18 protein-coding genes and 2 pseudogenes are annotated in these 24,291 nt (G+C 45.4%); 5 read left to right on the top strand and 15 right to left on the bottom strand.

Features of this window, described 5'->3' with window-relative positions; translation table 11 throughout:
* From A31E_RS21245 to A31E_RS21310, 14 genes and pseudogenes are all read right to left on the bottom strand, one after another.
* Nucleotides 1-2,601: a hypothetical protein gene (locus A31E_RS21245; RefSeq protein ID WP_016233116.1), complete on the bottom strand. Its 2,601-nt coding sequence runs from the start codon at nucleotides 2,599-2,601 to the stop codon at nucleotides 1-3.
* The gene (locus A31E_RS21250; protein ID WP_016233115.1) at nucleotides 2,588-3,097 is read right to left on the bottom strand and encodes a toxin-activating lysine-acyltransferase; all 510 of its coding nucleotides are present in this window, start codon (nucleotides 3,095-3,097) and stop codon (nucleotides 2,588-2,590) included. The genes A31E_RS21245 and A31E_RS21250 overlap by 14 nt, the downstream gene beginning before the upstream one ends.
* Before the next feature lie 167 nt (nucleotides 3,098-3,264).
* Nucleotides 3,265-7,173, bottom strand: a complete 3,909-nt coding sequence (locus A31E_RS21255) for a S6 family peptidase (RefSeq protein WP_016248306.1) — start codon at nucleotides 7,171-7,173, stop codon at nucleotides 3,265-3,267.
* A gap of 735 nt (nucleotides 7,174-7,908) precedes the next feature.
* Nucleotides 7,909-8,729: pseudogene (locus A31E_RS21260) on the bottom strand (polysaccharide deacetylase family protein).
* 254 nt (nucleotides 8,730-8,983) lie between these two features.
* The gene (locus A31E_RS21265; RefSeq protein ID WP_016233112.1) at nucleotides 8,984-9,964 is read right to left on the bottom strand and encodes a hypothetical protein; all 981 of its coding nucleotides are present in this window, start codon (nucleotides 9,962-9,964) and stop codon (nucleotides 8,984-8,986) included.
* Between the two features lie 89 nt (nucleotides 9,965-10,053).
* The gene (locus A31E_RS21270) at nucleotides 10,054-10,614 is read right to left on the bottom strand and encodes a fimbrial protein (RefSeq protein ID WP_016233111.1); all 561 of its coding nucleotides are present in this window, start codon (nucleotides 10,612-10,614) and stop codon (nucleotides 10,054-10,056) included.
* Nucleotides 10,615-10,636: 22 nt separating this feature from the next.
* Complete coding sequence (locus A31E_RS21275; protein WP_024193541.1) at nucleotides 10,637-11,158, bottom strand: fimbrial protein; 522 nt, start codon at nucleotides 11,156-11,158, stop codon at nucleotides 10,637-10,639.
* Between the two features lie 19 nt (nucleotides 11,159-11,177).
* Nucleotides 11,178-11,729, bottom strand: a complete 552-nt coding sequence (locus tag A31E_RS21280) for a fimbrial protein (protein WP_016233109.1) — start codon at nucleotides 11,727-11,729, stop codon at nucleotides 11,178-11,180.
* An 11-nt stretch (nucleotides 11,730-11,740) separates the two neighbouring features.
* Entirely contained in the window at nucleotides 11,741-12,328 is a 588-nt protein-coding gene (locus A31E_RS21285; protein WP_016233108.1) for a pilus-assembly fibrillin subunit, read from the bottom strand.
* A gap of 35 nt (nucleotides 12,329-12,363) precedes the next feature.
* A complete protein-coding gene (locus tag A31E_RS21290; protein WP_016233107.1) occupies nucleotides 12,364-13,095 on the bottom strand; it encodes a fimbrial biogenesis chaperone in 732 nt (243 codons plus the stop codon).
* 128 nt (nucleotides 13,096-13,223) lie between these two features.
* Nucleotides 13,224-15,734, bottom strand: a complete 2,511-nt coding sequence (locus tag A31E_RS21295) for a fimbria/pilus outer membrane usher protein (protein WP_024193539.1) — start codon at nucleotides 15,732-15,734, stop codon at nucleotides 13,224-13,226.
* Between the two features lie 146 nt (nucleotides 15,735-15,880).
* Nucleotides 15,881-16,465 carry a fimbrial protein gene (locus tag A31E_RS21300; RefSeq protein WP_024193538.1) on the bottom strand — a complete coding sequence of 195 codons (585 nt, stop codon included), beginning with the start codon at nucleotides 16,463-16,465 and terminating at the stop codon, nucleotides 15,881-15,883.
* 80 nt (nucleotides 16,466-16,545) lie between these two features.
* Entirely contained in the window at nucleotides 16,546-17,070 is a 525-nt protein-coding gene (locus tag A31E_RS21305; protein ID WP_016233104.1) for a fimbrial protein, read from the bottom strand.
* 54 nt (nucleotides 17,071-17,124) lie between these two features.
* Nucleotides 17,125-17,403 carry a PapB/FocB family fimbrial expression transcriptional regulator gene (locus A31E_RS21310; RefSeq protein ID WP_001523382.1) on the bottom strand — a complete coding sequence of 93 codons (279 nt, stop codon included), beginning with the start codon at nucleotides 17,401-17,403 and terminating at the stop codon, nucleotides 17,125-17,127.
* A gap of 904 nt (nucleotides 17,404-18,307) precedes the next feature.
* Between A31E_RS21310 and A31E_RS0122005 the strand changes: the two genes are divergently transcribed.
* On the top strand, nucleotides 18,308-18,517 hold the full coding sequence (locus tag A31E_RS0122005) for a serine/threonine protein kinase (protein ID WP_410402907.1): 210 nt from the start codon (nucleotides 18,308-18,310) through the stop codon (nucleotides 18,515-18,517).
* Nucleotides 18,518-18,637: 120 nt separating this feature from the next.
* Nucleotides 18,638-19,378 carry a tyrosine-type recombinase/integrase gene (locus A31E_RS21315; RefSeq protein WP_001066954.1) on the top strand — a complete coding sequence of 247 codons (741 nt, stop codon included), beginning with the start codon at nucleotides 18,638-18,640 and terminating at the stop codon, nucleotides 19,376-19,378.
* Between the two features lie 284 nt (nucleotides 19,379-19,662).
* Here A31E_RS21315 and A31E_RS21320 read toward each other — a convergent pair whose 3' ends face one another.
* The gene (locus A31E_RS21320; protein WP_000361611.1) at nucleotides 19,663-20,640 is read right to left on the bottom strand and encodes a RepB family plasmid replication initiator protein; all 978 of its coding nucleotides are present in this window, start codon (nucleotides 20,638-20,640) and stop codon (nucleotides 19,663-19,665) included.
* A gap of 871 nt (nucleotides 20,641-21,511) precedes the next feature.
* On the opposite strand from A31E_RS21320, the pseudogene A31E_RS23675 reads away from it, so the two are divergent.
* From A31E_RS23675 to A31E_RS21330, 3 genes and pseudogenes are all read left to right on the top strand, one after another.
* A pseudogene (locus tag A31E_RS23675) lies at nucleotides 21,512-21,775 on the top strand (group II intron maturase-specific domain-containing protein); the annotation flags it as partial.
* Between the two features lie 226 nt (nucleotides 21,776-22,001).
* On the top strand, nucleotides 22,002-23,168 hold the full coding sequence (gene sopA / locus A31E_RS21325; RefSeq protein WP_016233103.1) for a plasmid-partitioning protein SopA: 1,167 nt from the start codon (nucleotides 22,002-22,004) through the stop codon (nucleotides 23,166-23,168).
* Nucleotides 23,168-24,139, top strand: a complete 972-nt coding sequence (locus tag A31E_RS21330) for a ParB/RepB/Spo0J family plasmid partition protein (protein WP_016233102.1) — start codon at nucleotides 23,168-23,170, stop codon at nucleotides 24,137-24,139. The genes sopA and A31E_RS21330 overlap by 1 nt, the downstream gene beginning before the upstream one ends.
* Nucleotides 24,140-24,291: the final 152 nt, after the last annotated feature.

Raw genomic sequence — 24,291 nt, 5'->3', positions numbered from 1 at the left:
TTAGAAGACAGGGTTAACAGCAAAGAACTTGCCTATGTCCTCTTCGATTATCTGGGGCTTGTCGACTTCGGATACTTTGAAGCCGACTTCAGACATCTTCTCGATAAGTGCATCAATTTTCTTAGATGAGATTACCAAACCATCACCAGTGATAATGGATTCAACCTTCATATCTCTATGTTCAGAAATGACGTTATCTTTCAGTCGATCATAAAGGAACCAGTTGTCGAAGGTAATAGCGTCTGTACTACCCTGAACGGTCAATTCCAAGTTATCGCCATCAGTGTTGCGTCGGAACGAGAGATCTTCGGCCTTTATGCCATTAAGGAACAGAATATCGTTGGTTCCTTTTCCCTCATGAATGTGGTCGTGTCCATCGCCTTTACTGAAGAGATAGACATCGTTCCCTTCGCCACCATACAGAGAATCATTTCCGGCTCCACCACTTAGCAGATCGTCACCGTCACCGCCCCAGATAACATCGAGGCCGTCGCCGCCATACAGCAAGTCGTTCCCACCATTACCATAAATAACATCTTGACCTTCACCGCCGTAGAAGTAATCGGTATGTTCTCCTCCCTTGAACATATCACGACCATTGGTTCCAATAATCTGCTCTACCGAACGCAGTTTATCCTCTACGTTATAGATGCCTTTTGCGACCAGAACATCGCGGTATTCAATGCTTTCGGTATTTTTGCCGACATTATTATTCTGAGTTGAGATAACCTCATGATAGACGTCACTGTTGACGCCACGTTTAACGTCATAGTCGCCCGGTCGTCCGTTAACAGCCTCTATCTGTGACCATAGCACTGGTGAACGTGCATAGCTGACAGTATCAAAACCCTCACCGCCTTCAATAACAGACTTGCCCTGACCGACATAAATAGTATCATCACCACCGCCCATATACGCGGTTATACCTACGTCATGGATGTTTTTGTCACGGAAAACTATTCTTTGCACAACGTTCGAGAAATCGGCAATCGTGCTGGTATTACCTTTATCGGTAATTTCCCAATCTTTAGTTTTCCCTAATGAAAGCGACAGCCATGAGTTTTTACCTGTCTGCACTCGAATACGTGATTCTGAAGTGGGCGTCATCAGAGGCGTCAGGAAAGTTAGTGCCTGAGACGGCGACTTGGAGTTCAGAGTGATGCTGCCCTCTACGTCGTCGAGCCTAACTTCTTTTTTGTCTGTGCTAAGCTTTCCGTCCTTTAGGATGGATGCGTATACCTTGCCACTGGAGATATTATCTCCCATACGGGTAACAGCGGCCAGTTCGCCCAGCATGGAATCCCAGCCTTGCTGGGTAATGGTTACAAGAGACTTAACCCCCATATCCTTAGCCAGCTCATTCAGCTTTCCGAGGTTTTCTTCCATGAAGGCTGCATAACGGGAATCGTATCCGTATTCGAAATAATTCTGCCCCGGATGGATTTCCTGCCACTCGATGATTTTTTGGTGATATTTGTTGGCGATGTTGTTGATCATCCCTTGCTTCGATGCTTCAAGGATGGCCGCAACAACGCCTGCTACAGTACCGATAACCAAAGCTACAGGGGCTGCGACGACAGAACCGGCTGCCGCAGCACCAAGTCCGGCCGATACGGCACCGAGCGCTGTAGATACCGCGGTCGTGGATGCTTCAACTGCGCCATATTCCTTGTTAAAATTGGCAAGCAGTTCATCGCCGCTATAGCCGTATTTTTTGTACTTTTCCGCGACTTTCAGAATTTCATCTGCGTACTCGAATTTCTTCGCTACGTTATAAAAAGCCAGAGGGCTGATAGCGAGAGAAACTGACGAAGCGATAAAACCGATCACCGGCGCGGTGACGGACAGCCCGGCTGCCAGCCTCTGCGCCACCATGATTTGAGTTACCGTTTTAGCGACGTTCCCAAGAATTTTTGAGGTCATCTCCACGCCTGCCGCAGCCTTCTGCTCCGTACTGGCCGTTGGCGAGCCTAAGACCATACCGGCGCTGATTCCCCCTAGCACACCGGCAACACCACTAAGAACAGCTGTACCCGTTTTAAAATCGAGGCCTTTGATGCCCTGCAGGACAGACGAAACACTCTGAAGCCCACTAACTCCCTGGAGTTTTTCCCCCAGATTAGAAAATGAGTCAGCGAACTTACTGATTGACCCTACCGAACTGACCGCCATTTTCAGCGTTTCACTGGCTACGTTCAGGGCACTTTTGGCAATGGTAAAGCTGTCAGTATTCCCCGAGTTAACCAGAGCATTAAGATTCACTCCAGCTAAAGAGGTAGAAAGAACAGACTGAACGGTTAATAGCAGGGAAGTAAACTGGCCAACGCGATTATTGATATCGCCAGTTGTGATGTTTTCCGTTGTTGTATGTTTTTTTAAAAGCGAGTCTAAGTATTCAGCAGAAATCGCAACCCCCTTACTGGTAACAGTAAGGACTCCGCCAGCCACGGCGATAGCATCTTTTGCTATAGTTAGATCTGATGACTTTTCAACTGAGATTCCCAGCTTTCTCGCTGCGAGCGCCAAATCTTTCATACTTCCAACAAGTCCTGTTGTTGAAGCCACATTCAAAACAAGACTGGGGGATTCATTCGTCGACATATTCACCTCGGATATTTCTTAATGCTTCTGATAGTTCATAGTGATATTGAATAAACTGTTTTTTAGCTACTATTTTATCGACCTTACCTCCATGAAACTCTGTGACTTTACTTGTTGGTGAATTTTGAGAAACTCTTATTGCTCTGAAAAGAGAATAGGAAAAGTGTTTTCTCATATACTGATATAATTCATGTGTATGACCAAATGGTGCTATCCAGTCAATAAACCATTTTCTGTCACCCGATACCCACTCATCAGTCGTCAGTGAGTTGGTATCCATGATATATTTAACTTCACATTCAATACTCAAATTAGCCCAGCTACACCATGCCACCGGATAATCGTTCTTCATCAAAAGAACATACTGCTTGTGAATGATTGCCGGGAGTATGTTGTTATGGAATATAGATATAGGCCAGCTTTTATGAAGTGAAGAACATCCCCAAAGCCAGGCGGCTTTACCAACAATTTCAAAATCAATGTCGTATCTGTCCATATACGTAAAATTTAAATAATTTTATTTTTCAACATGCAGCCTAGCCTGCCATCCTTCTCACTTGAGAAATTCAGAGTGACAGGATGGCAAGGCGCAGAATTATATCAAAGTTGTTATTTTGTTATTTGCATTCAGCGTAAACAAATCAATCCCGAATATAAGTATAATCAGAACTCATATCGAATACCGACAATACCTTCATAATTGTTTTTGAAGTAACCGTCAAATTTCGCATTAACACCTGCTTTAATGTGTAAATTTTCAGTTGCTTTACCTTCGACTTCTACAGAAGATGTGATTCGCTCCAGGTTCTTCGACTTGTATTGGTGCTGTGACCAATTATCGCTCAGAGAAATTCCGGACATCTCGTTAAGGTTGTTATTACTCCACACACCTGCTTTAAGCTTAACGTCCTTAATTTTCTTCTCAGCCTCAACTCCGGTTTTAAGCCAAAGAGCATTACCCCCGCGAAGCTCTGCACTGCGGCCTTTGCCTTTTAAACGGCTGTCACTCACCTTGACGCCATTAAGCGAGACAGTAGGCGTGATTGAGAAGTCTGCGTTTTCAAAATTGAATTTGTAGCCAGCTCGCAGACCACCTGTGAACACATGACTTTTCACCTTTCCTGACAGATCGCGCAATTCGCCATGAACTTTAAAGTCCTCGGTTAACTGGCCAAATCCTGCGGCCCCATCAACAAACAAGCCTTCCATGAGTTGCTGCCTGACGTAGACGTTCACACCCCACAGGTTATAGCCGTTTCGGTAATAATCGGCTTTGGCTTGTCCACGATTAAGATCTGCGCCAACGCCCCACCATGAACCGGAATCATTCGACTTCTTGAAGCCGATGTTCAGGCCGCTCTGACTAAGCGTGAAGTCGCCATGTTTGCCGTAGCTTTGCTCCGTCAACGCCCACGCTCCGTTTGCTGCAGTCCCATCCACAACCTGTTGCCAACGGTCTGCTCTATCACTCAGGATGTACTCATGAGAGATAAAGGTATCTCTGGCCTTATTTAACAGGGCCGTATTCGAGTGTCTTGTTAAAGCCCTATCTACCGTAGTTTCTTGAGTTTTCTCACTATTTTTTTTAGTAGAACTGTCAGATCCCGAAAATGTCAGTTCCTCATTCTGCGAATCTGGTTTCGCATCTTCCGTTCCACTCTCGGTTTCTTTCTCCACAGGGGGGGCCGTAGATTCCGAACCGTCGTCAGTAACCACTTTCTCTGGTTCTGGCGTGTTTTCCTCTTCACTGCTGGACACAACTTTAGCAAGCTGCCACATTACTTTTCCGTCAGCTTCTTGTACTTGGGTTTCAGGTGTGAAATCTGAAAAACCGCGTGTAAAGCTGCCAAAAGAAAACATGTTATGTGCTGTACCTGCTGGCGCAGAAACGACTGTCAGATCATTTTTGAGGCGCGCATTCTCATCAAAGAACAGAGAAACATCCAGGATGTTATTTTGCCCTTGCGCACGTTCAATAATTTCAATTCGGTCGCCAATCCCTTTGCTTACATCTGCGCCTAAAGAAATATGCATATCGGTGGCGTCCATTTCACTGATGCGTAATGTCTTAGGATTCCAGTCTGAGCCTAGCATTGACAGAGATCCGCCATGACTTACAAACTTACCTAATGAGGAATCTCCGGCTATGTTCCATTTGCCGCGCCGATCTAATTGCACACTTGAAGAGTCGTCGCCAGTGATAGTGCCATTGAATACAGCATGAAGAATATTTAACTCAGTATAGTCTTTAAGCATCGCATGGCCATTGAAGACGCTCTTGTCAGATTCTTTTTCGGCCACAGAACTACCTTCTTCCAGTGAGAATGCAGTACCTTTACCATCTTTTGTATCAATGAATACTTTGTTATCTCCAAGCGCAATAACAGAGTTATTGGCATCGAGATTAGTGCTCAAGGTAGCATTGCGGGCAAGCCGGAGGTACGCGTTGTTCAAAACGAGTTGACCAAACGTAAAGTCTCTGTTTTCCCAATCTTTCTGCTCGAAAGACGTTGGCTGTGTGTGTACAGAATCGTCGCCTTTCGCTGATAAATGTTCAGCTGTTTGCTGGGAATTAAATGCATGGATGACAGGATGTCCCTGTAAAACCAGGTGCCCGTTGTCTTGGGTGAAAGTCCCTTTGATATTCGCGGACCCATCGAGAACCAAAGCGCCTCCATATTCTGAGGAAACTCGGTTCTCCACGTTCATGTTGCCTTCCAACCTGCCGTGAAACACGTAACTCTTATCATTCGTTCTCTTAGCTATTAGTTTTTGAGCTGCATCGAGTTCATGGCCTAAGTATTCCCAATTATCATCACTGATTTGAGTAGTAGGAAAATACCCATACTTGCTCTTTTTGAGAATGAAGTAGTCGGTTGTTCTTGTGTAGGTGTTATTGTATTCGTATAGATCGCCTACTGTCCCTCTATTAGAGGAATCCCATTCATGGGTAGTGATATCTCTCGGCTTAAGCTGATAGTCAAGTGTGATGGTTGAAATATTTTCATTATCATCGTTAGCAAGCACTGCACCGTAATCGGCGGCCTTTAACTTGTGGAAAGTCGCACTTGTACCATTGAGGTCAAGTTTACCGCCCCGATATCCCCATGAGACACTATCTGGGTTAATTTGTCTTTCATTACCGAGAATAACAGACGATGTGCCCCCTGCGATGTTAACGCTACTAAAGGCTTGCGTTGACCCTTCTTCATTGGACTGTTGATTAAGAACAACAGTACCGGCACCGACTTTTAATCCCCCCTCGTTGATTCCAGTACCCTCAACGATGAGCGTACCTTCGCCGATCTTATGAAGATTATCTCCTTTTAATCCGTTGAGCTGCCAGTTTACCGTTGAAAGCTTGTCAACGATGATGCCAGCACCAGTCCAAACGCTATTGTTTATGGCTGTGACTGTATAGTTGTCTAAGAATCTTAAATAACCAGCCCCCTGGAACACATCATCAACAAGCTTTACTTCCCCTCCTTTTCCGGAGAAATGAATATTTTTTCCTGCATTAAGATCGGAGCCTTGTTTACCTTGCATTTTATAGGTGACATTGCCCTGTGTAAGATTACCAGTCCCAGTTTGCGGGTCGAAACTCCATGTCAAAGGCGCATCATCAGAAGAGTCGAAAAGAACAAACGGACCATCATCTTCAGTCATTTTTTGATGAACAAAATTCAGTGGTGTAATAGCCCAGTTGTTTGCTCTACCGCCCGGACCATTGCCTGCTGTGAGAACGCCAACTAAAACCCATTTTTGTAGGGTTGTGTCCCAGGCAAAGAGCGGAGAACCGCTATCACCAGCCTCACCATAGATCGGTAATACGTCATTCCTCGTGTAGTCAAAAACTAATCCAGAGGAACTTGATAACATCTCTCCGTTCTGATACGAAGAAGGATTACCCACTGTACCGCCAGTAAGCCAGTTATAGGCACTGGAAAGGTGATCAAGGGCGTTATTACGGTCTTTAATGTACTGATTACCGGAGCCCAGGCGATAAAAAACAGGGTATCGTACTTTATCTAAGTACGCGCCACTAACAGCTCCCTGGGAAGTTATAGAAGTTGGAGTAACTTCAGTAACGAGTTTATTTAGTCTTGGTATATGAAAGTCAAGGTCAGGTGCGTTATTACGATCTACAATACTATAGTAGTTATCGCCATCACCAAAACTAACTCCTTTATAGCCCCCATTATGCTTAACACTCACAACATATTGAGGGTCAATTAATGTTGCTACACCAATACCTGAATCTACAGAACTAAAATCTGGCATCGGGGCTTTATCTAATTTTCCCACCAACTCACCACTCTTGTTATGAACTGGAATGTTGGTGGAACCTGGTTTAAAGAGGCCTTTATTTTCAGCAAAATCTCGAAATAACTGATATGATATTTCGCTGTTTACCGTTCCTGCAAAACTATGCCCTGTATATAAAAGAATAGATATTAAAGAAGAAAGAAGAAGTACCTTAACCTTTTTTTTATTCTTCTTTTTTGTGAGTTCAGAAACCGCGATTAAACAGCCAGCAACTTTACTGTAACGAAGAGAATATATTAAGTTCATGATTCATTAACACGCTTATAGTTCAATAGATAGTGAAAAATATAAGGAGTATAATATTAGAGAAAGTCAAACACTGACTATGTTCTTACACTTTTAAAAAAATCAAAAGATAAAGAATTGGAATCCATTTCACAATGGGCGCACATGTTTGTATTTAAAAAATAATATCCCTGCCCTCCCCACAAATCCAGTTCAACAGACATCTTATGATACACTTCATTTTCAATTTTCTCAGCTATAACATGAGGGGTAAATTATTTTATTCGTTTAATTGCTTCTGATATGGTGTGATTTTCTATGTTATGCTGCAGGAAGCATTTATCTAATTTTATAGCATGATAAGGTCTCTTGATAACTGCAGACATTGTTGCATTACTACTTCCAAAATCATCAAGTCAGATGTATCCAGACAAACAGAACAAGAAATCTATCACACTATCATCCATATCAAGGTTAGGATGATTTTCTGATATCTCAAAAGCGATAAAATTATTCTCCTTTATTTTTCTAATCAGTCGACTCAGTTTAAGGATGGAAGGGACATGAAGACTATTCCTGAAAGGGATAAACGTATATCAATTCCTCTTTTTATAACCTCCTGAGCAATTTTACTTTTTTCTCTGCAGGCAAGCAAAACAGAGTGTCTCAACCCTCTGAGAGCCAGCATTTGCTCAAGAGCCTGCAACTCTTACCCACCAATATTTGGTGAAGATTCTGTAAATAAAGTTTTCATAATTAATTATTGGGTAGTCTGGGGCCTTTGTGAAGAGCCAGTAAGGAATAGAAAAAGAAAGTGGTGCAATAAAAAAGCGTCGTTTCAGCCATCCGGAGTGCTCACGTTCCTTAGTACTGATTCGTCCAATTTTCAATGAGCCATTTTCGGGAAAGTTCATTCTTCTTTCTGTTGTATATAAATAAGAGAAACCAAGTTCTCTGGCAAGATTAATATAGTCTTTATTATAATATCCTTCTGGCCAGCACAGATGAGAGCTGCAGGAACCAAGTTTTTCTGTAAGACATCGTTTTCCTTCCAGTGTATCTTCTCTCACATACCTGCACCGCTCTGTCCTTGATGCAGAAAGCCTGTCCCAGCGTTTATATGAATGAGTATATACATGAAATTCAACCAGCCCGGAATCACGCATTTTTCTGATTTCAGACCAGCGAAGCATAACCTCATCAGGACGGTTATCCGCAATCAGTTGCTCACACTCAAGATGAGAATATTCTTTCACCTGTGTATGGCACACTTTACCTTCACCAATCAATCCGCTTATAAAAAAAATATGTGCATGCAGATTATATTCCTTAAGAATCGGCCAGGCCTGGAGCCAGTTATCAAGATAACCGTCATCAAATGTTATCATGACGCTTTTTCTGGGGAGCTTTTCTCCCTGATAAAAAGACTCGAGTTCTGCAGATGTCACCGTTCGCCAGTTATTTTTTGCGAGCCATTTTATCTGTTCACAAAATATTTTCGGTGAAAGAGTAACAAGTCTCGGACAACGACTGATGTGATGATACATAAGAACAGGAAGATGTTTTACATTCAACATGATATTTTTCAAATAATAATTTGAAATCACCCCTATGCACAATAAAGTAGATGATTCAAATATATGATGCATACTTAAAATAATCACCATAGCATCAGGTGATATTTATCTATACCTTTTTCAAAACTTTTATCATGAATCTCTTTAATATTATTTTTCCGGTTTTATTTTGCTACGTGCCATCTCATGCTCTTTACTTTCTCTCTTGGTTAATATCAAATCGAAGCTATAAAACTATTTTAATGACATATATGTCAATTAATATCAACCTTTAAAACAGCGCTATCTTTAAACACCCCTGGTGTTGGACTTTCCGATTTCAACACAACATTTATTGGAATCTTAATTTCTCCACTGCCTGATGGTTGAAAATAATTATAACCAAACTCCAAAAAACGCTGGTTCTTATTATCCCCCATAGATATTTTACAATTCATTTCTTTTGATGTGCTTCCACACTTTTTTTCCGTCATTGTTTTTTTTGTATCAGCAAAGTATATTTTTACAGATACAGGATCATTCTCACAATACATCGATAGATTCTGGGTTTTACTAACTCCGGTTCTTACTTGACTCGATGTTATTTTTCCAAAATCGATAGAAATGTCAGAGTATTTACATGTAGGTGCTTTTATTTGGAGGTTCCATGAATCAACTGATATAAACGGAGCCTCTTGAGAATACTTGGCCACTAATGCTCTGTTCCCACCATAAAAACCTTTATTCTCTTCATAAAATAATCTGACTGGAATTTTAAAATTAGAAAAATTGTAATAACCGTATGACAATTCTTTATCAAACTCTACGCGTAAAACAATACGAGTGCTCCCCCCCCAGTTAAGATTTTGCCCTGGAGATATAACCGTACATCCATTGGTCCAGGTGTTATTAACAAAACTCAGAGCCATCTCATATTTATCTTTTCTACCATTTATGGAAATTATTTTGAAATTGTTCCCTACTTCAAATGGAACACTTTGTGAGGTAAACAGCCCCCAGTATGAAGCAACGCCTTCAAGAGGAGTGTAATAGTACTCTGAAACATTTTTGGTTACCTTAGACACCAGAGTCATGTTGGGGTCTGTTACTATTGTCAAATCATATGTTTTATTACCAACTCGTTTGAATGATTCAGCCTTGAAGTTATTAATTCTCCAAATTAAAGCACAATATGCATCATCGGATGCATATACTTCCATAGATAAAAACAATAGCAAAAGGATAACTCTTTTCATTTAAACATCTCTTATATTACAGGACTTAATAATACACCATCGATATATCATGCATTGTTTGTAAATATACCTGAACGATATCTATTAAATTAAGTGTAAGTGATTTCAATTCTTGCTGAGGATATAAATGAGCCGATTGATATATTTTTCTCTGCGTCCTTAAAAGGAATTGCTGTAAATGTAAAAACACCATTCTCTTTACCAACCAACCCCGTTTGGACAGGGTATCCTATTGACTCGCCTTCGCGATATTCACCATCACCTAAAATCAATTCTGTAGTATTACCATCTCCTTGATAAAGAGCTATACCAAAGTTTTTAATGTTAGTTTGCAATACATTTCTGTTATTGTTCATTTGAGGGCCAATTATTTTCACATATGCGCTGCCATTGGCATATTCACAACTAACAGGAACATCTATTTTTCTCCAATTATGAGCACTTGAAATACTGGCTACTGATATATTCCCAAAATCAACTTCAATAATTTTCCCTTTATTGATTTGACAAGGTGGCACCAATATCTCACCTGTAATTTGAATAGGAACATCCATAGCTGCAACTTTTATTGATATCAATAATAAGCCCACAAAAAACAAGGCTCTCAATCTGCGTTTACTTTTCTCACATTCTATTCTCTCAATAATCATAGTTTCTAACCTCAAATAATTATTATTCATAACTTAACGTCAATGAAGCCGCTGCAGTAAATGGACCGGGTTTCAAATCTTCCATTCTTTTATAATATCCAAGTGAGGCATACATAGTCAGAGTTTTATCAATCCCAGCCCCGCTAATGCTGTCAGCAGGGATGTTTTGCTCGGTGTTATAAGAAACCCAGTCACTAGCATTTTTAGTACGCAAATAAATGAGCAGTCCTTCATTATATTTCGAAGTCTGTAGTCCTTTTGGAACGGATGCTGTATGCGCAGCCCCAGTAATTTTCATTTTTGGTGTACCGAGAGAATATGGGCATTTTACAGGAATACTCAATTGTTTTTCATGTGAAGGAGTATTAGGATTTCCTAACGTCTGGATCTCTACCTGTCCCCAGTCTGTTTCAATTGGGCTGTCATTATTGATAGTACAACCTGGAATAATCAGATTTCCTCTAAACTGAAGATTATCTGTGGCCTGCGCAGATACTGCAGAAAATAACGTTGCAGATAACATAATGCTCGTGATTCTTTTCATATTTACAACACCCAATTCATCAATTATACAAAAGTTCAAATGTTGCAACAGAGTTGTAAATTCCCGGCTGAACGGCCTTGTTTGCAATGGCTTCTGATGTGGCCTGCACAAACGCTTTAAAATTCAGCGTCACGCTGTCCTTTTCCACCTTACTGCCCTGTCCACCGTTATGGACTTGATTCAGCTTCAGAAGGCTGCTGCCGTCAGTATCAATAATCCCTATCCCCAGTTTCCCGCTGTTCACACCACTGACCTGTAGATATCCGGGTAAGCCCTTCTCTTCTGCACCTTTGAATGTCAGTCGTACCACCTTCCCCATTGTGGTGGCATGGCAGTTAGCCAGCTTTATCTGAAATTTCTCTTCATAACTTTTGCCGGGCCAGGCATGATAAAGATGCGTAGCCGTATCCATAAACGTCACATCCTGTACAGCTGAAGACGGGTCAATCTGGCAGGGTCTGTCCAGCAAATTACCCTTAAATCCCAGTTCCGAGGCACAAACGGAGACAGGCAGGAACACCACTGATAACAGAACGCTGAATAATGCTCCGTGCATTCTGTTTTTATTCACCCTTCTCCTCCTTATTCATAATCCAGTTGCAGACGCAACAGAGCTGTGTTACCCCGCGGGTTCATGCACGGTTTCCCCTGCGCACGGTCTGTCGCCTGCAGACCCGCCAGTGCCTGCTGCTGAGCCTCACTCAGCCAGTAAGTGAACTGATTCGCACCACCATACACAACAGCACGTCCTGTGCTGACCATCCGCTGTTCCGGCAGCAGCACGCCATCCTCCACTCCCGTCAGCAGGGCACTCTGCATCACCATCATGCTGTCACGCCCTGCCACCGAACCGGCTGATGTCACTGCACCACCGTCACCACACCCCAGCAGATTCAGCTTCAGCACATAACGCGTCATGATGCCCTCCTTCTGCTCCGGCAATGGCAGCTCCACTTCATTCGTCTCCAGCGTGCACGGGGATGACAGCAGCGCACCACTGACTGTCAGCATCCCGGTACGGCCATTGTGCTCACTCACCCACTGGTGACGGGTCTCATCTGCCACAAAAAAGTTATCCCGCATGACCAGCTCATCTGCCCGCAGCACACTGTTCATGCTGCAGCTCACCAGCAGCGCAGCCAGACAGAGTCCTGTTGTTGTCCTGTTCATCTCCGGCACCTCCGGTTAATCCTGTCACTGCGCGCTTATTTCTTCACCGCCGTACAACGGTCTCCGCTGCAGCTGAACTGCAGAACCGGACGTCCGCCGTAGTCGTTGATGTAGCTCAGGTACGGCGTGCTGTATGTTCCTGATTTCACCGTCTGCGTGGACTTCGGTGCCAGCATCACGGCCTCAAACTCGCCTTCCTTCGCCTGTTTTTCACTGCCGCCAAGGCCAATCACCGTCACGTAATACGGTGTCGGGTTTTCAATCCGGTAACCTCCGCTGGTTTTGTTCAGCACCAGCTGGTCCTGCCAGACTGCATTGGGGGTCGCCTCAATGGCTTTCGGGCGGTAAAACAGCTTGATTTTGGTCTGCAGAGCTATCTGCAGTACATTCGCCTTATCACTCTTCGGAGGAATTTCACGAAGGTTGAAGTAGAACAGGGATTCCCGGTCCTGTGGCAGTTTGCTGATATCCGGGGTGCTGGCCAGACGGACCATACTTTTGGCTCCCGGCTCAAGACGCTGCACCGGCGGCGTGACCACAATAGGTCCGGTGGTGATTTTTTCCTGCTTCTCATTCTCTATCCATGCCTGCGCCAGGTACGGAAGCTGTTTGTTGTCATTGGCCACATTCAGCGTCATCGATTTCTCACCACCATTAAAAATCGCACGCGTACGGTCCAGGGAGATGGCAGCCTGGGCTGCCGGTACTGCGCTCAGGCACGCTACCGCCATCAGCGTTTTTTTCAGCGCCGGTTTCATTTTCAGCATCTTTTCTTCTCTCAGTTCTGGTTCCGGTGTCGTCTGTGGTGCAACACCGTCCACTTATCGATTTATGCCTGTATGGGGTTACTGACTGCCGGCCAGTGAAGATGACCGGCAGTCAGCCCCTCGTTCCGTCAGTTCGCCTTACGGCAGGGCAGCAGCAGTTGCTGTGCCGGGTCCAGTTTTGCCGGGATATCCACCACACACTGTGTCCGGCCGTCCCAGCCGACATTCAGGGTTTCACCCGGATTCACCCCGCTCAGCCAGGCCAGACCGCTGTCTGCCACCATCCCCAGCTCTCGGCCTTTCGCGTTAGTCACGCTGGCACCAAACGGCGGATGACTGTTGTCTGCCAGACGCAGCACGGCAAACAGACGACTTCCTTTCAGGACTTCAAACTCCCTGTAACCAATGGCCCCTTCCGTCAGGACCGATTCCACCACCGAGCGGGTGGCTTCCATGTCTTCCGGCAGCTTGTTCAGGTCCACTGAGGTGATGTTGCGGTAATAGCTGCTCACATCCGTCACCACACCAATTCCCCACCGGTTGGTGGAGACCCGGCCGCCGTCGACAGGCACGCCTCCGACACCATCGGTGTCCACCAACAGCCGGGTTCCTCCGTTCATGCCCCCTGCATGCAGGGCCGCGCCTTTCGCGGTTATCGTTGCACCACCGGATGCGCTCATACCGAATGACGTGTAACCGTTCTCCACGGCAGAGAAATTCGCTGACAGGTTGGCCAGCGGACTGCTGTGGTTGTAGTACGCGCTCATCTGACTCTGCGATGGCTGACCACCGCCACTGCTCACACCGGCGTTCAGGCTGTAACTGCTCAGCCCTTTGTTCAGCGTGTCGCTGTACCCCACGGTGTTGGTGTAACGGTCATTGCTCATGCTGCCGCTGTAGCTGGCCGTACCGGTTCCCCACGGCACGGACAGACGTACAAATGCCGAATCGTTATCCCGGTTCTGGTATTTCGAACGGGATGCGGACAGCCCCAGGGAAATGTTCTTAAACCCGAAGGCATCGAAGTAACGGTTCACCGACAGCGTGTAATAGTCAGATGTCCGGCGGTCCCAGTAGGTCTGATGGCTGTACTGCAGGTTGACCGAGGTCTTCCAGTCCTCGAAGTTCTTGTTGAGCGTGACGGTGTACAGCTCCTTCTCACGTCCCGTGAAGTCATTCCGGTAACGGGCATTGAGGTACTGGTCCATCGTCATGTAATTGCGTTCAGAGAAGCGGTAGCCCGCAAAGGTGATATCCGCATTCACGTCATCAAAACGTTTGGAGTAGCTCAGACGCCAGGATTTACCCTGCTTTGTATCTTCTCCCGGAATGCGGGCCACGGACTGGGTCACGTCAGCAGATACCGTACCGAACTCATTCAGGTCACGACCCAGACCCACTGCCAGGGCGTTGTAATCCCCGGCAACGATACCGCCACCGTAAAGTGACCACTTGTTACTGATACCCCAGGATGCCTCACCGGCAGCAAAGACCGGGCCTTCCGTGGTGTGCTCGTAGTTACGCGAACGACCGGAAACCAGCTTGTAACGAATCTGACCCGGACGGGTCAGATACGGCACATATGCCGTGTCCACCTGGAACGTTTTTTTCCGCCCGTCCTGCTCGATAACCTCAACATCCAGCCGACCACGCACGGAGCTGTCCAGGTCCTGAATGGTGAACGGACCTGCCGGCACGGTGGAGTCATAGAGGATGCGTCCCTGCTGCGAAATCACGACGCGCGCATTCGTGTCCGCAATCCCTGAGACCTGCGGTGCATAACCGCGCAGTTTTGGCGGCAGCATGCGGTCATCACTTTCCAGGCTGGCACCGGTATAGCGCCAGGAGCTGAAAATCTCAGAATTGATGTAGTTCTCACCCAGTGTGAGATTTGCGCGCCAGCGCGGGATGGCGCGGTACATGTAGAAACGGCTCCAGGTGAACTGGCTGTCCGTCCCCTGCGCACTGCCGGTGGTGTGATTCAGGTTGCCCTGATAATCCGCACGCAGACGCCAGGCACCGAAGTTAGCCCCCGCAGTCCCGTTATAGTTCAGCGACTGGGACTGCTTTCCCTGATGTGGCTTATTCACTGTCCCGTTGATGTTGTAGTCAAACAACAGCCCCGGAATACCGTTATCCCAGCGGGACGGCGGCAGCCAGGAGGCGTCGGAATACTCCAGCCAGGCCTGCGGCATATTGATGTACAGCATCCCTTCAGCCGGATTCGGGCGTATCTCCACCCCCGGCAGCTGACTGAGGTCCGCACACTGCCCGTTATTCCAGTATGTAACTTTTTCTTGTGACGCCTCAGTCAGTCCCATATGACCAACCATCTCCGGTGTCAGACAGGGCTGCGGTAACGGTTTCTCGTTATCCGAATCCGAAAAAGGTGGTTCAAGAAACGCAATCTGAAATGCCGATGGTGAAATATCCTGACCATTCACCTTTATTTCCATCTGGTACTGACCGGGCATAATATAGCCGGCCCGGGAGAACCGGGAAATATCAATATTCTGTCTGTCTGCTGCATCCAGAACATCCGTATTAAAATCGACGGCATACACTGGAATACCTGATAAAGCAAGCATCAGAGCATATGCAATCCTGTTGATTATGAAAGTGCGTCTTTTTTTCTTCATTATCTGAAGCAGTATGCAATACGGAAAACATGCCACAGGAATGGCATATAAACCACCTCCCTGCGTTCAGGAAATAATTTTATTTTCAGCTAATAATGACAATATCAAAAATACTGTTTTTATTTGCCAATATATAAATATATCAATTACTCATAATTCACTATAAACCGTAATATGGTATAATAATTTCCTGCCTTCAGCGGATAACCATTCCGGACAATCCGCAGCATATACTTCAGTTCGTCTTCATTTCCGTTCAGTAATAGCGGCGGCATAACTTTTCCAACACGAGCCGGATACCCTTGATTGTCCAGTATCTGCAGACTGATACCTTCTGCTTCACCGAGTAGTGAGAATTTATCTGGCGTTTCACCCCGCAGACCATCAAATGTCATCCTGACACGGCTCGCCGTATAAATCCGTTTACCTGTTCCCGCCAGCTCACAGTTACGCAACCGCAGACGGAATTTCTTTTCAGGCACCGCAGCACTGTCCTGTAAATCACGAACCGGAGTCTCTCCCATATCAATTACCTGCCAGGTGTCTTCCATGGCCAGCGTGCAGGCCGGAGCGATGACCTGCCCCTTAAAACTCGTCCGTCCATGCCACCAGACAAGTCCTTCTCCCCAGTATTCAGGGAGAGTCATACCGGGAGGAGGAAATGCCGGTGATGCTGTAGCCTGAAAAGCAGTACCCACATAAAAAATTACTGACAGCAACCATCTGCACATGCGGTATATCTTTAATTCTCACCAGAAATAGCAGGGGGATTTCCCCCTGCGTATCTGACACTAAAATCAAAATGAGTCAATTACTCGTAAGTCAGATTGAAGTTAGTAACTGCAGTAAACTCACCTTCTTTCAGGGTGCCATTTGTGGCCTTTTTAACCCATGAGTTATAATGCAGAGTGTTATCACCCGCTTTTAATTTTGTTGCGCCACTGGGGCTTGCACCATCAAAGGTAACCAGAGTGCCATCGCTATTTGAAACAACAATCGCTGTGCCGGTGTTACCCGCAGTCCCTAGCTCACTGGGCTGTCCATTAACAGTCGTTCCAGAAAAAGCCACTTTTACTGTCTTAAGCTTATCGTTTTCAAAAGTACAGTTTACTAGTTTAATATCTAGGTCTTTTTTCACTGAAATACCATCAGCAGCCAGATGAGCTTTGGAAATCTGGCCAAAATCAATGGACTGATCGGCAGATTCCGGAGCAATCCCGCAGGGTGCATCAATTACGGTTCCTTTAAAATTTACTTTACCTTGTCCCTGATCCGCCGCATTTGCTACTGAACAGAAAGCAATTGCAACAGCTATGCCAAGAACCGATTTCATCATGGAAATAACCTCCTGATTATAGTTAAAATATCCTGTCAGTTATTACTGATGGATTTACCTTACATAATACCGGGTCAAATGTGACACGGTATTATTTACTTTAATGAATTTTCTCATGCTTATTGAGAAATAGCCCTGAGCGACCTTGTGTTTGTCACAGGCTTCTTTTCTTGTCATGCCGTGGACAAAAAAATCTTCCAACGCACAAATAACTTTTCGACTGTTTATAGAAGAAATTTCAACCAGATGTCGAAAGTGCTCAACGGACATACTACCAGCTTGTCTATAATGTTCTCCCGATAAAAAATCAAAGTTTTTTTTATGAAAAAACACATCCCCTCCTGCTTTTCCAAGGAGACATCAATATCAGAAAAAATAAGTTTTTTTATTTATACAAGAAAAAAGAAAACGACAAAACAGAACAGCACAACACATTAAACCCATCACAAAGCATAAAACAGTGAAAAAGAATGATTAAGAAATAAGTAACAGCATAAAACACTGGAAAATGGTGTTTTTTTTAGTGTTGATATCTTTTTTTTGTTAAAGGGAAAAATATCAATACCATTAATAATCAATAACATAGACAAAGCGAGTTTTAATTAAAAATAGTAAATTGCTTATTTTTTGGCATTTATTGCCACTCAATAAATTACGCAATTTACTAAATAATACCTCTAAAAGAGTAAAATCTAAGAAATTTTCCTATATTACTAAGACTGGTAATTTTATGACAAAACAATAGAATATATCGATATATGAAATATATATTTTACATGCACATTTAAGCGCCGAGATTCCTTTCCCTCCCCATGTTTTTAGGCCCCAGAGGTTAAGAGAAACAACAATATTTTTTCAGTCTTGGCTCTATAACCATCAATATTCAGAGTTCAGATTATGTTTTATCGTTAATTTAAATCTATAAAATGAATACATGCGAAAGGTCCCTTGTTCAAATTAACTTTGTTTTTTTCACGTTAAACATTTTATCAATAGGCTCTCGAGTAATTAGTGGAAGATTATTGGGGATAAAAAACACTATTAAACGCTTATGAAAAGACGTTGTTATTCAATTCTCATTGAATAACAAAAAATAATCAGTGTCCTGATCTCCGAAGAATACTTAAAAATAGCAGGAAAACTCTTGCTCCTCAGAGGGCAGAGCGACATTACATCAGAGATGTGTGTGAAGCAATTACCAGCAAGATTGAGCTTGTGCTACGTGAAAAATGACAGGATGAAAGGGGCACAAGTAAGACAGAATTCACGCCCTCCCTCCCTCCCTGTTACCTCTCCCTTGCTTTCTGTTTTCAGATCTCGTTCGCCCTGGCATTACCCCAATTCTCCCAAAAACGGCAAACCAGCTCTCAGGCCGCGCTATGACTGGCTTAAGACGGGATCCCTGCTGCAAAACATGCCTTTACGTATTTTGTTTTACCCGCAATAATGCGTGATAAGCAAACAAAAGGATCCGCGCGCTGCGATTTATTGTCGTGGAAGGATCCGGACGTTCAGGTCAGAATACCTGTATCCATAAACAGTGCGTGTGCTACGTGAAAAATAACTCATGAACAATGTCATTCCCCTGCAGAATTCACCAGAACGCGTCTCCCTGTTACCCATTGCGCCGGGGGTGGATTTTGCAACAGCGCTCTCCCTGAGAAGAATGGCCACTTCCACGGGGGCCACACCGGCCTACCTGCTGGCCCCGGAAGTGAGTGCCCTTCTTTTCTATATGCCGGATCAGCGTCACCATATGCTGTTCGCCACCCTCTGGAATACCGGAATGCGTATTGGCGAAGCCCGGATGCTGACGCCGGAATCATTTGATCTGAATGGAGTAAGACCGTTTGTGCGGATCCTGTCCGAAAAAGTGCGTGCGCGACGCGGACGCCCGCCAAAAGATGAAGTGCGCCTGGTTCCGCTGACAGATATAAGCTATGTCAGGCAGATGGAAAGCTGGATGATCACCACCCGGCCCCGTCGTCGAGAACCATTATGGGCCGTGACCGACGAAACCATGCGCAACTGGCTGAAGCAGGCTGTCAGACGGGCCGAAGCTGACGGTGTACACTTTTCGATTCCGGTCACACCACACACCTTCCGGCACAGCTATATCATGCACATGCTCTATCACCGCCAGCCCCGGAAAGTCATCCAGGCACTGGTTGGTCACAGGGATCCACGTTCGATGGAGGTTTATACCAGAGTGTTTGCACTGGATATGGCTGCCACGCTGGCAGTGCCTTTCACAGGTGACGGGCGGGATGCTGCGGAGATCCTGCGTACACTGCCTCCCCTGAGGTGACGGCATACGCGCTTCCTTATATAAGCTGTGGTCAGCAGAACAGACATAACATAAGCTGGAGAATGTATATAAGCTGTAGTGAGTAAGTCATGTTTTATGAAGGGAGCAATGCCTCAGCATCAGGTTACGGGATCACTTACGTAAGGGGCAGGCGGATGGCAGCTCAGCTACAGACAGCACTGCAGGAAACAGAATATAAACTGCAGTGAGCAGACCACTCACTGCACCGGTTAATATAAGCTGTAGTCAGTAAAGGAGCGCTCTTCACTGATTACAGTTTATGTTCAGCGGGATTTGAAGAGTTTTTCCAGGTCATCCAGCGTGATGCCCAGTTTCTCAAGCAGGGCAAGCTTCTCCGCCATCTCCGGACTGACTTTTTCCGCAGGTGAAGGTTGCAACGGATTTTCCTTACTCTCATCATTCGGCGCTTTTAACCGGGGACGCCGGTAGTGAATACAGAAGAATTTTGTCCGCCCCCGCTGGATCTCTGTGTAATCAAGATATCCAATCTCGCGCAACTGCTCCATTGCCCGTCTGACTGTCTGGTTCTGGGAAAATACAGGAGACTTCAGATTGAGGCGTGCACGCAGCCGCGCCAGCGATATCGGTGCCGGATCCCGGGGCAGGCTCTCTATAAAGGTGTAGAGTGCCTGGGCGGACTCCCGTCGCTTCAGGGCATTAATCGCCTTAAGCTGGAGAAGGACTTTTCTGTCAAACTGGTACAGTTCAAACAGGCGGGGATCGGCCTGTAACTGCACAATATCCCGCTCAGTATCGTAGTAAGCTGACTGTACCAGATGGGTGATATATTCCCGGGTGTGCTTCTCATCGGTACGGGAAAACGAAATCACGGTACCGGCAATGCGCTTCAGGGAAGGGCTGATACGCTCACGCAGCCTGCGGGATGACTGGCTTGAAGGTATACCACACAGTTTTGCAAACTCGACAAAAGGCAGTTCAACTTTGTCACCAATCACGTTATGGCGGGCAAAGGAATGAATGATCCCCACCCAGGTCTTGAAATCGTTATCCATATCCAGGCGGGGGCCGGTGATCTCAACCTTATCGAATCCCTCAGCACGGGCCAGGGAAAGACGTGTCAGCTCTTCCGTGGCATCAGTACGTGACAGTGTATTTTTTTTACTGTTCTTCAGTGATTTAAGGGTTGGTACAAAGACGCCCAGACGCATCAGCGCCACAGGTTGTACGGTGTTGTTATTGTTTGGTGTCAGTGTCACCAGCTCACCGGACGACTTATCCACCTCGCCGAACAGTTTTTTGATGTCTGAATTTTCGTTTTCCAGAAAGCCTCCAGCCTGTGGACAGTAAAAGAATAAACAGAAAATCGTGTGTCAGAACTCCGCTAACTGACTGAAGAAAAACCTGCAGCCTGTATTTAACAACTGAGTCTGGCGTACTGACCATAGTTTATGTCATTAACTTACTTCAGTATATGGATTACTGAATACAGCTTATCATTAGCATGTTACAGTTTATCAGTAACATGCCACAGCTTATGTGATCGTGGTCCCGGCCCATGAGTGACAAGGTTTGCAGCGATATGGGGATCTTTAATGGATCCTTTGTTGATCATTTATGGATCTGTTTACTGGATCGGGCCGCCGGATATGTGGATAAATCATTCAGGAAAAACAGCATACACTACCGATTATGAAGGCTTCAGGGCGTACCTGCTCACTGTGATTACAGATCCATTGCGCTTCCTCGCCGGTTCGCGGGCTTCGCCCGGTCACCGGTCTGCGGCGAGCACCGTTTTTTCTGAAGTCTGTCTTTACAGGTAATTTTTGACGGAATCTGCAGTACTTCCTGAGCGTACGGTCATATCCGAAGTACACTTCATATGTGTGTTTCAATGCCAGGGATTGTGTATACAAACTACAGGCAAAGTTAGGTTATCACCGGTGGTAGGCTGCTCCGATGGAAAAATTATGAACTGATTGACACCATGCCTGATAACTCTGTCGTGTTTGTCAGCTCCAGTGATATAAAACGCTCAAACATCGTGGCATTGACAAAGGCGCTCGACACCGGCTCATCACCAGATGCGTTGGAGGCCAGGGCATGAGCCAGATTGCCGAACAGATGCGGATATATCTTTGAGGCTGGAAGTCCTACTTCCGGCTGGCACAAACTCCGAAGATATTCAAAGATCTGGACTCGTGGATACGTCACCTACTCCGGGCTTTCCGGCTTAAGCACTGGCGCACGGGAACGACTGTCTATAATCACCTCCGCAATCTCGGGGCTATCTATGAGCAGGCCGCAGGACTTATGGCAGGAGGCGAGGGGCACTGGTGGAAACACAGCGAAGCTGGACTGAACCGTATACTTACAGTCTACTACTTTGATGCTTTAGGCTTCCCTGGACTCGCATAACCTCAAATTCTCGAACCGCCCGGTGCGAACCCGCATACCGGGTGGTGTGGCAGGGCTGCCCCCTATGCCAATCGATAAAGTATGTTCTTCTTATATTTTTTGTTTTGTTGCTCTCATTTTAAAGAACTTTGCGGTTTTTTGATGGCTTTGCAATTTTTTTGTTGCTTTGCAATAAAATGCAAGATTTAATGAAAACTTGCAAAGTTATGATTAAAGGATGTTCAGAATGAGACTCATGGAAACACTTAACCAGTGCATAAACGCTGGTCATGAAATGACGAAGGCTATCGCCATTGCTCAGTTTAATGATGACAGTCCGGAAGCGAGAAAAATCACCCGACGCTGGAGAATAGGCGAAGCAGCGGATTTAGTTGGGGTTTCTCCTCAGGCTATCAGGGATGCTGAGAAAGCAGGCCGGCTACCGCACCCGGATATGGAAATACGAGGACGGGTTGAGCAACGTGTTGGTTATACAATTGAACAAATTAATCATATGCGTGACGTGTTTGGTACGCGACTGCGACGCGCTGAAGACGTATTTCCGCCGGTGATCGGAGTTGCTGCTCATAAAGGGGGCGTTTACAAAACCTCTGTTTCTGTTCATCTTGCTCAGGATCTGGCTCTGAAGGGACTACGTGTTCTGCTCGTGGAAGGTAACGACCCCCAGGGAACAGCATCGATGTATCACGGCTGGGTGCCAGATCTTCATATTCATGCAGAGGATACTCTCCTTCCCTTCTATCTTGGGGAAAAGGACGATGTCACTTATGCAATAAAGCCGACTTGCTGGCCTGGGCTTGACATTATTCCTTCTTGTTTAGCTCTGCACCGCATTGAAACTGAGTTAATGGGCAAATTTGATGAAGGTAAATTGCCCACCGATCCACACCTAATGCTCCGACTGGCCATTGAAACCGTCGCTCATGACTATGATGTCATTGTCATTGACAGCGCGCCTAACCTGGGTATCGGCACGATTAATGTCGTATGTGCTGCTGATGTGTTGATTGTCCCCACGCCTGCTGAGTTGTTCGACTACACTTCCGCTCTTCAGTTTTTCGATATGCTTCGTGATCTGCTCAAGAACGTAGATCTTAAAGGGTTCGAGCCTGATGTACGTATTTTGCTTACCAAATACAGTAATAGTAATGGTTCTCAGTCCCCGTGGATGGAGGAGCAAATTAGGGATGCCTGGGGAAGCATGGTTCTAAAAAATGTTGTACGTGAAACGGATGAAGTTGGTAAAGGTCAGATCCGGATGAGAACTGTTTTTGAACAGGCTATTGATCAACGCTCTTCAACAGGTGCCTGGAGAAATGCTCTTTCTATCTGGGAACCTGTCTGCAATGAAATTTTCGATCGTTTGATTAAACCACGCTGGGAGATTAGATAATGAAGCGTGCGCCTGTAATTCCAAAACATACGCTTAAGACTCAACCGCTTGAGGATACTTCGTCATCGGCACCAGCTGCACCGATGGTGGATTCGTTAATTGCGCGCGTTGGAGCTATGGCTCGTGGTAATGCTATTACTTTACCTGTATGTGGTCGGGACGTGAAATTTACCCTTGAGGTGCTCCGGGGAGATAGTGTTGAGAAGACCTCTCGGGTATGGTCAGGTAATGAACGTGACCAGGAACTGCTTACCGAAGACGCCCTGGATGATCTTATCCCTTCTTTTCTACTGACAGGTCAGCAGACACCAGCATTTGGTCGAAGAGTGTCTGGGGTCATAGAAATTGCCGATGGGAGCCGCCGTCGTAAAGCTGCTGCACTTACAGAAAGTGATTATCGAGTTCTGGTTGGCGAGCTGGATGATGAGCAGATGGCTGCATTGTCCAGATTGGGTAATGATTATCGCCCAACAAGTGCTTATGAACGTGGGCAGCGTTATGCAAGCCGATTGCAGAATGAATTTGCTGGAAATATTTCTGCGCTGGCAGATGCGGAAAATATTTCACGTAAGATTATTACCCGCTGTATCAACACAGCTAAACTGCCTAAATCAGTTGTTGCTCTTTTTTCTCATCCCGGTGAACTATCTGCCCGGTCAGGTGATGCACTTCAAAGAGCTTTTACAGATAAAGAAGAATTACTTAAGCAGCAGGCATCTAACCTTCACGAGCAGAAAAAAGCAGGGGTGATATTTGAAGCTGAAGAAGTCATCACTCTTTTAACGTCTGTGCTTAAAACGTCATCTGCCTCAAGAATTAGCTTAAGCTCACGACATCAGTTTGCTCCTGGAGCGACAGTGTTGTACAAGGGCGATAAAATGGTGCTAAACCTGGATAGATCTCGTGTTCCAACTGAGTGTATAGAGAAAATTGAAGCCATTCTTAAGGAACTTGAAAAAACGGCACTTTGATGCGGCACGTTTTAGTCTACATTTATCTGTCTTTACTTAATTTCCTTTAGCACAGGCTAGAAAACATAACTAACTGGTCTGAATATTATATATGGGACCACGGTCCCATTCATATTGTTGATCTGATAATCAGTCTGGGACCACGGTCCCAC

Source organism: Escherichia sp. KTE159, assembly GCF_000408805.1.
Classification (GTDB): domain Bacteria; phylum Pseudomonadota; class Gammaproteobacteria; order Enterobacterales; family Enterobacteriaceae; genus Escherichia; species Escherichia marmotae.
This window is presented reverse-complemented; position numbering and strand designations above follow the sequence as displayed.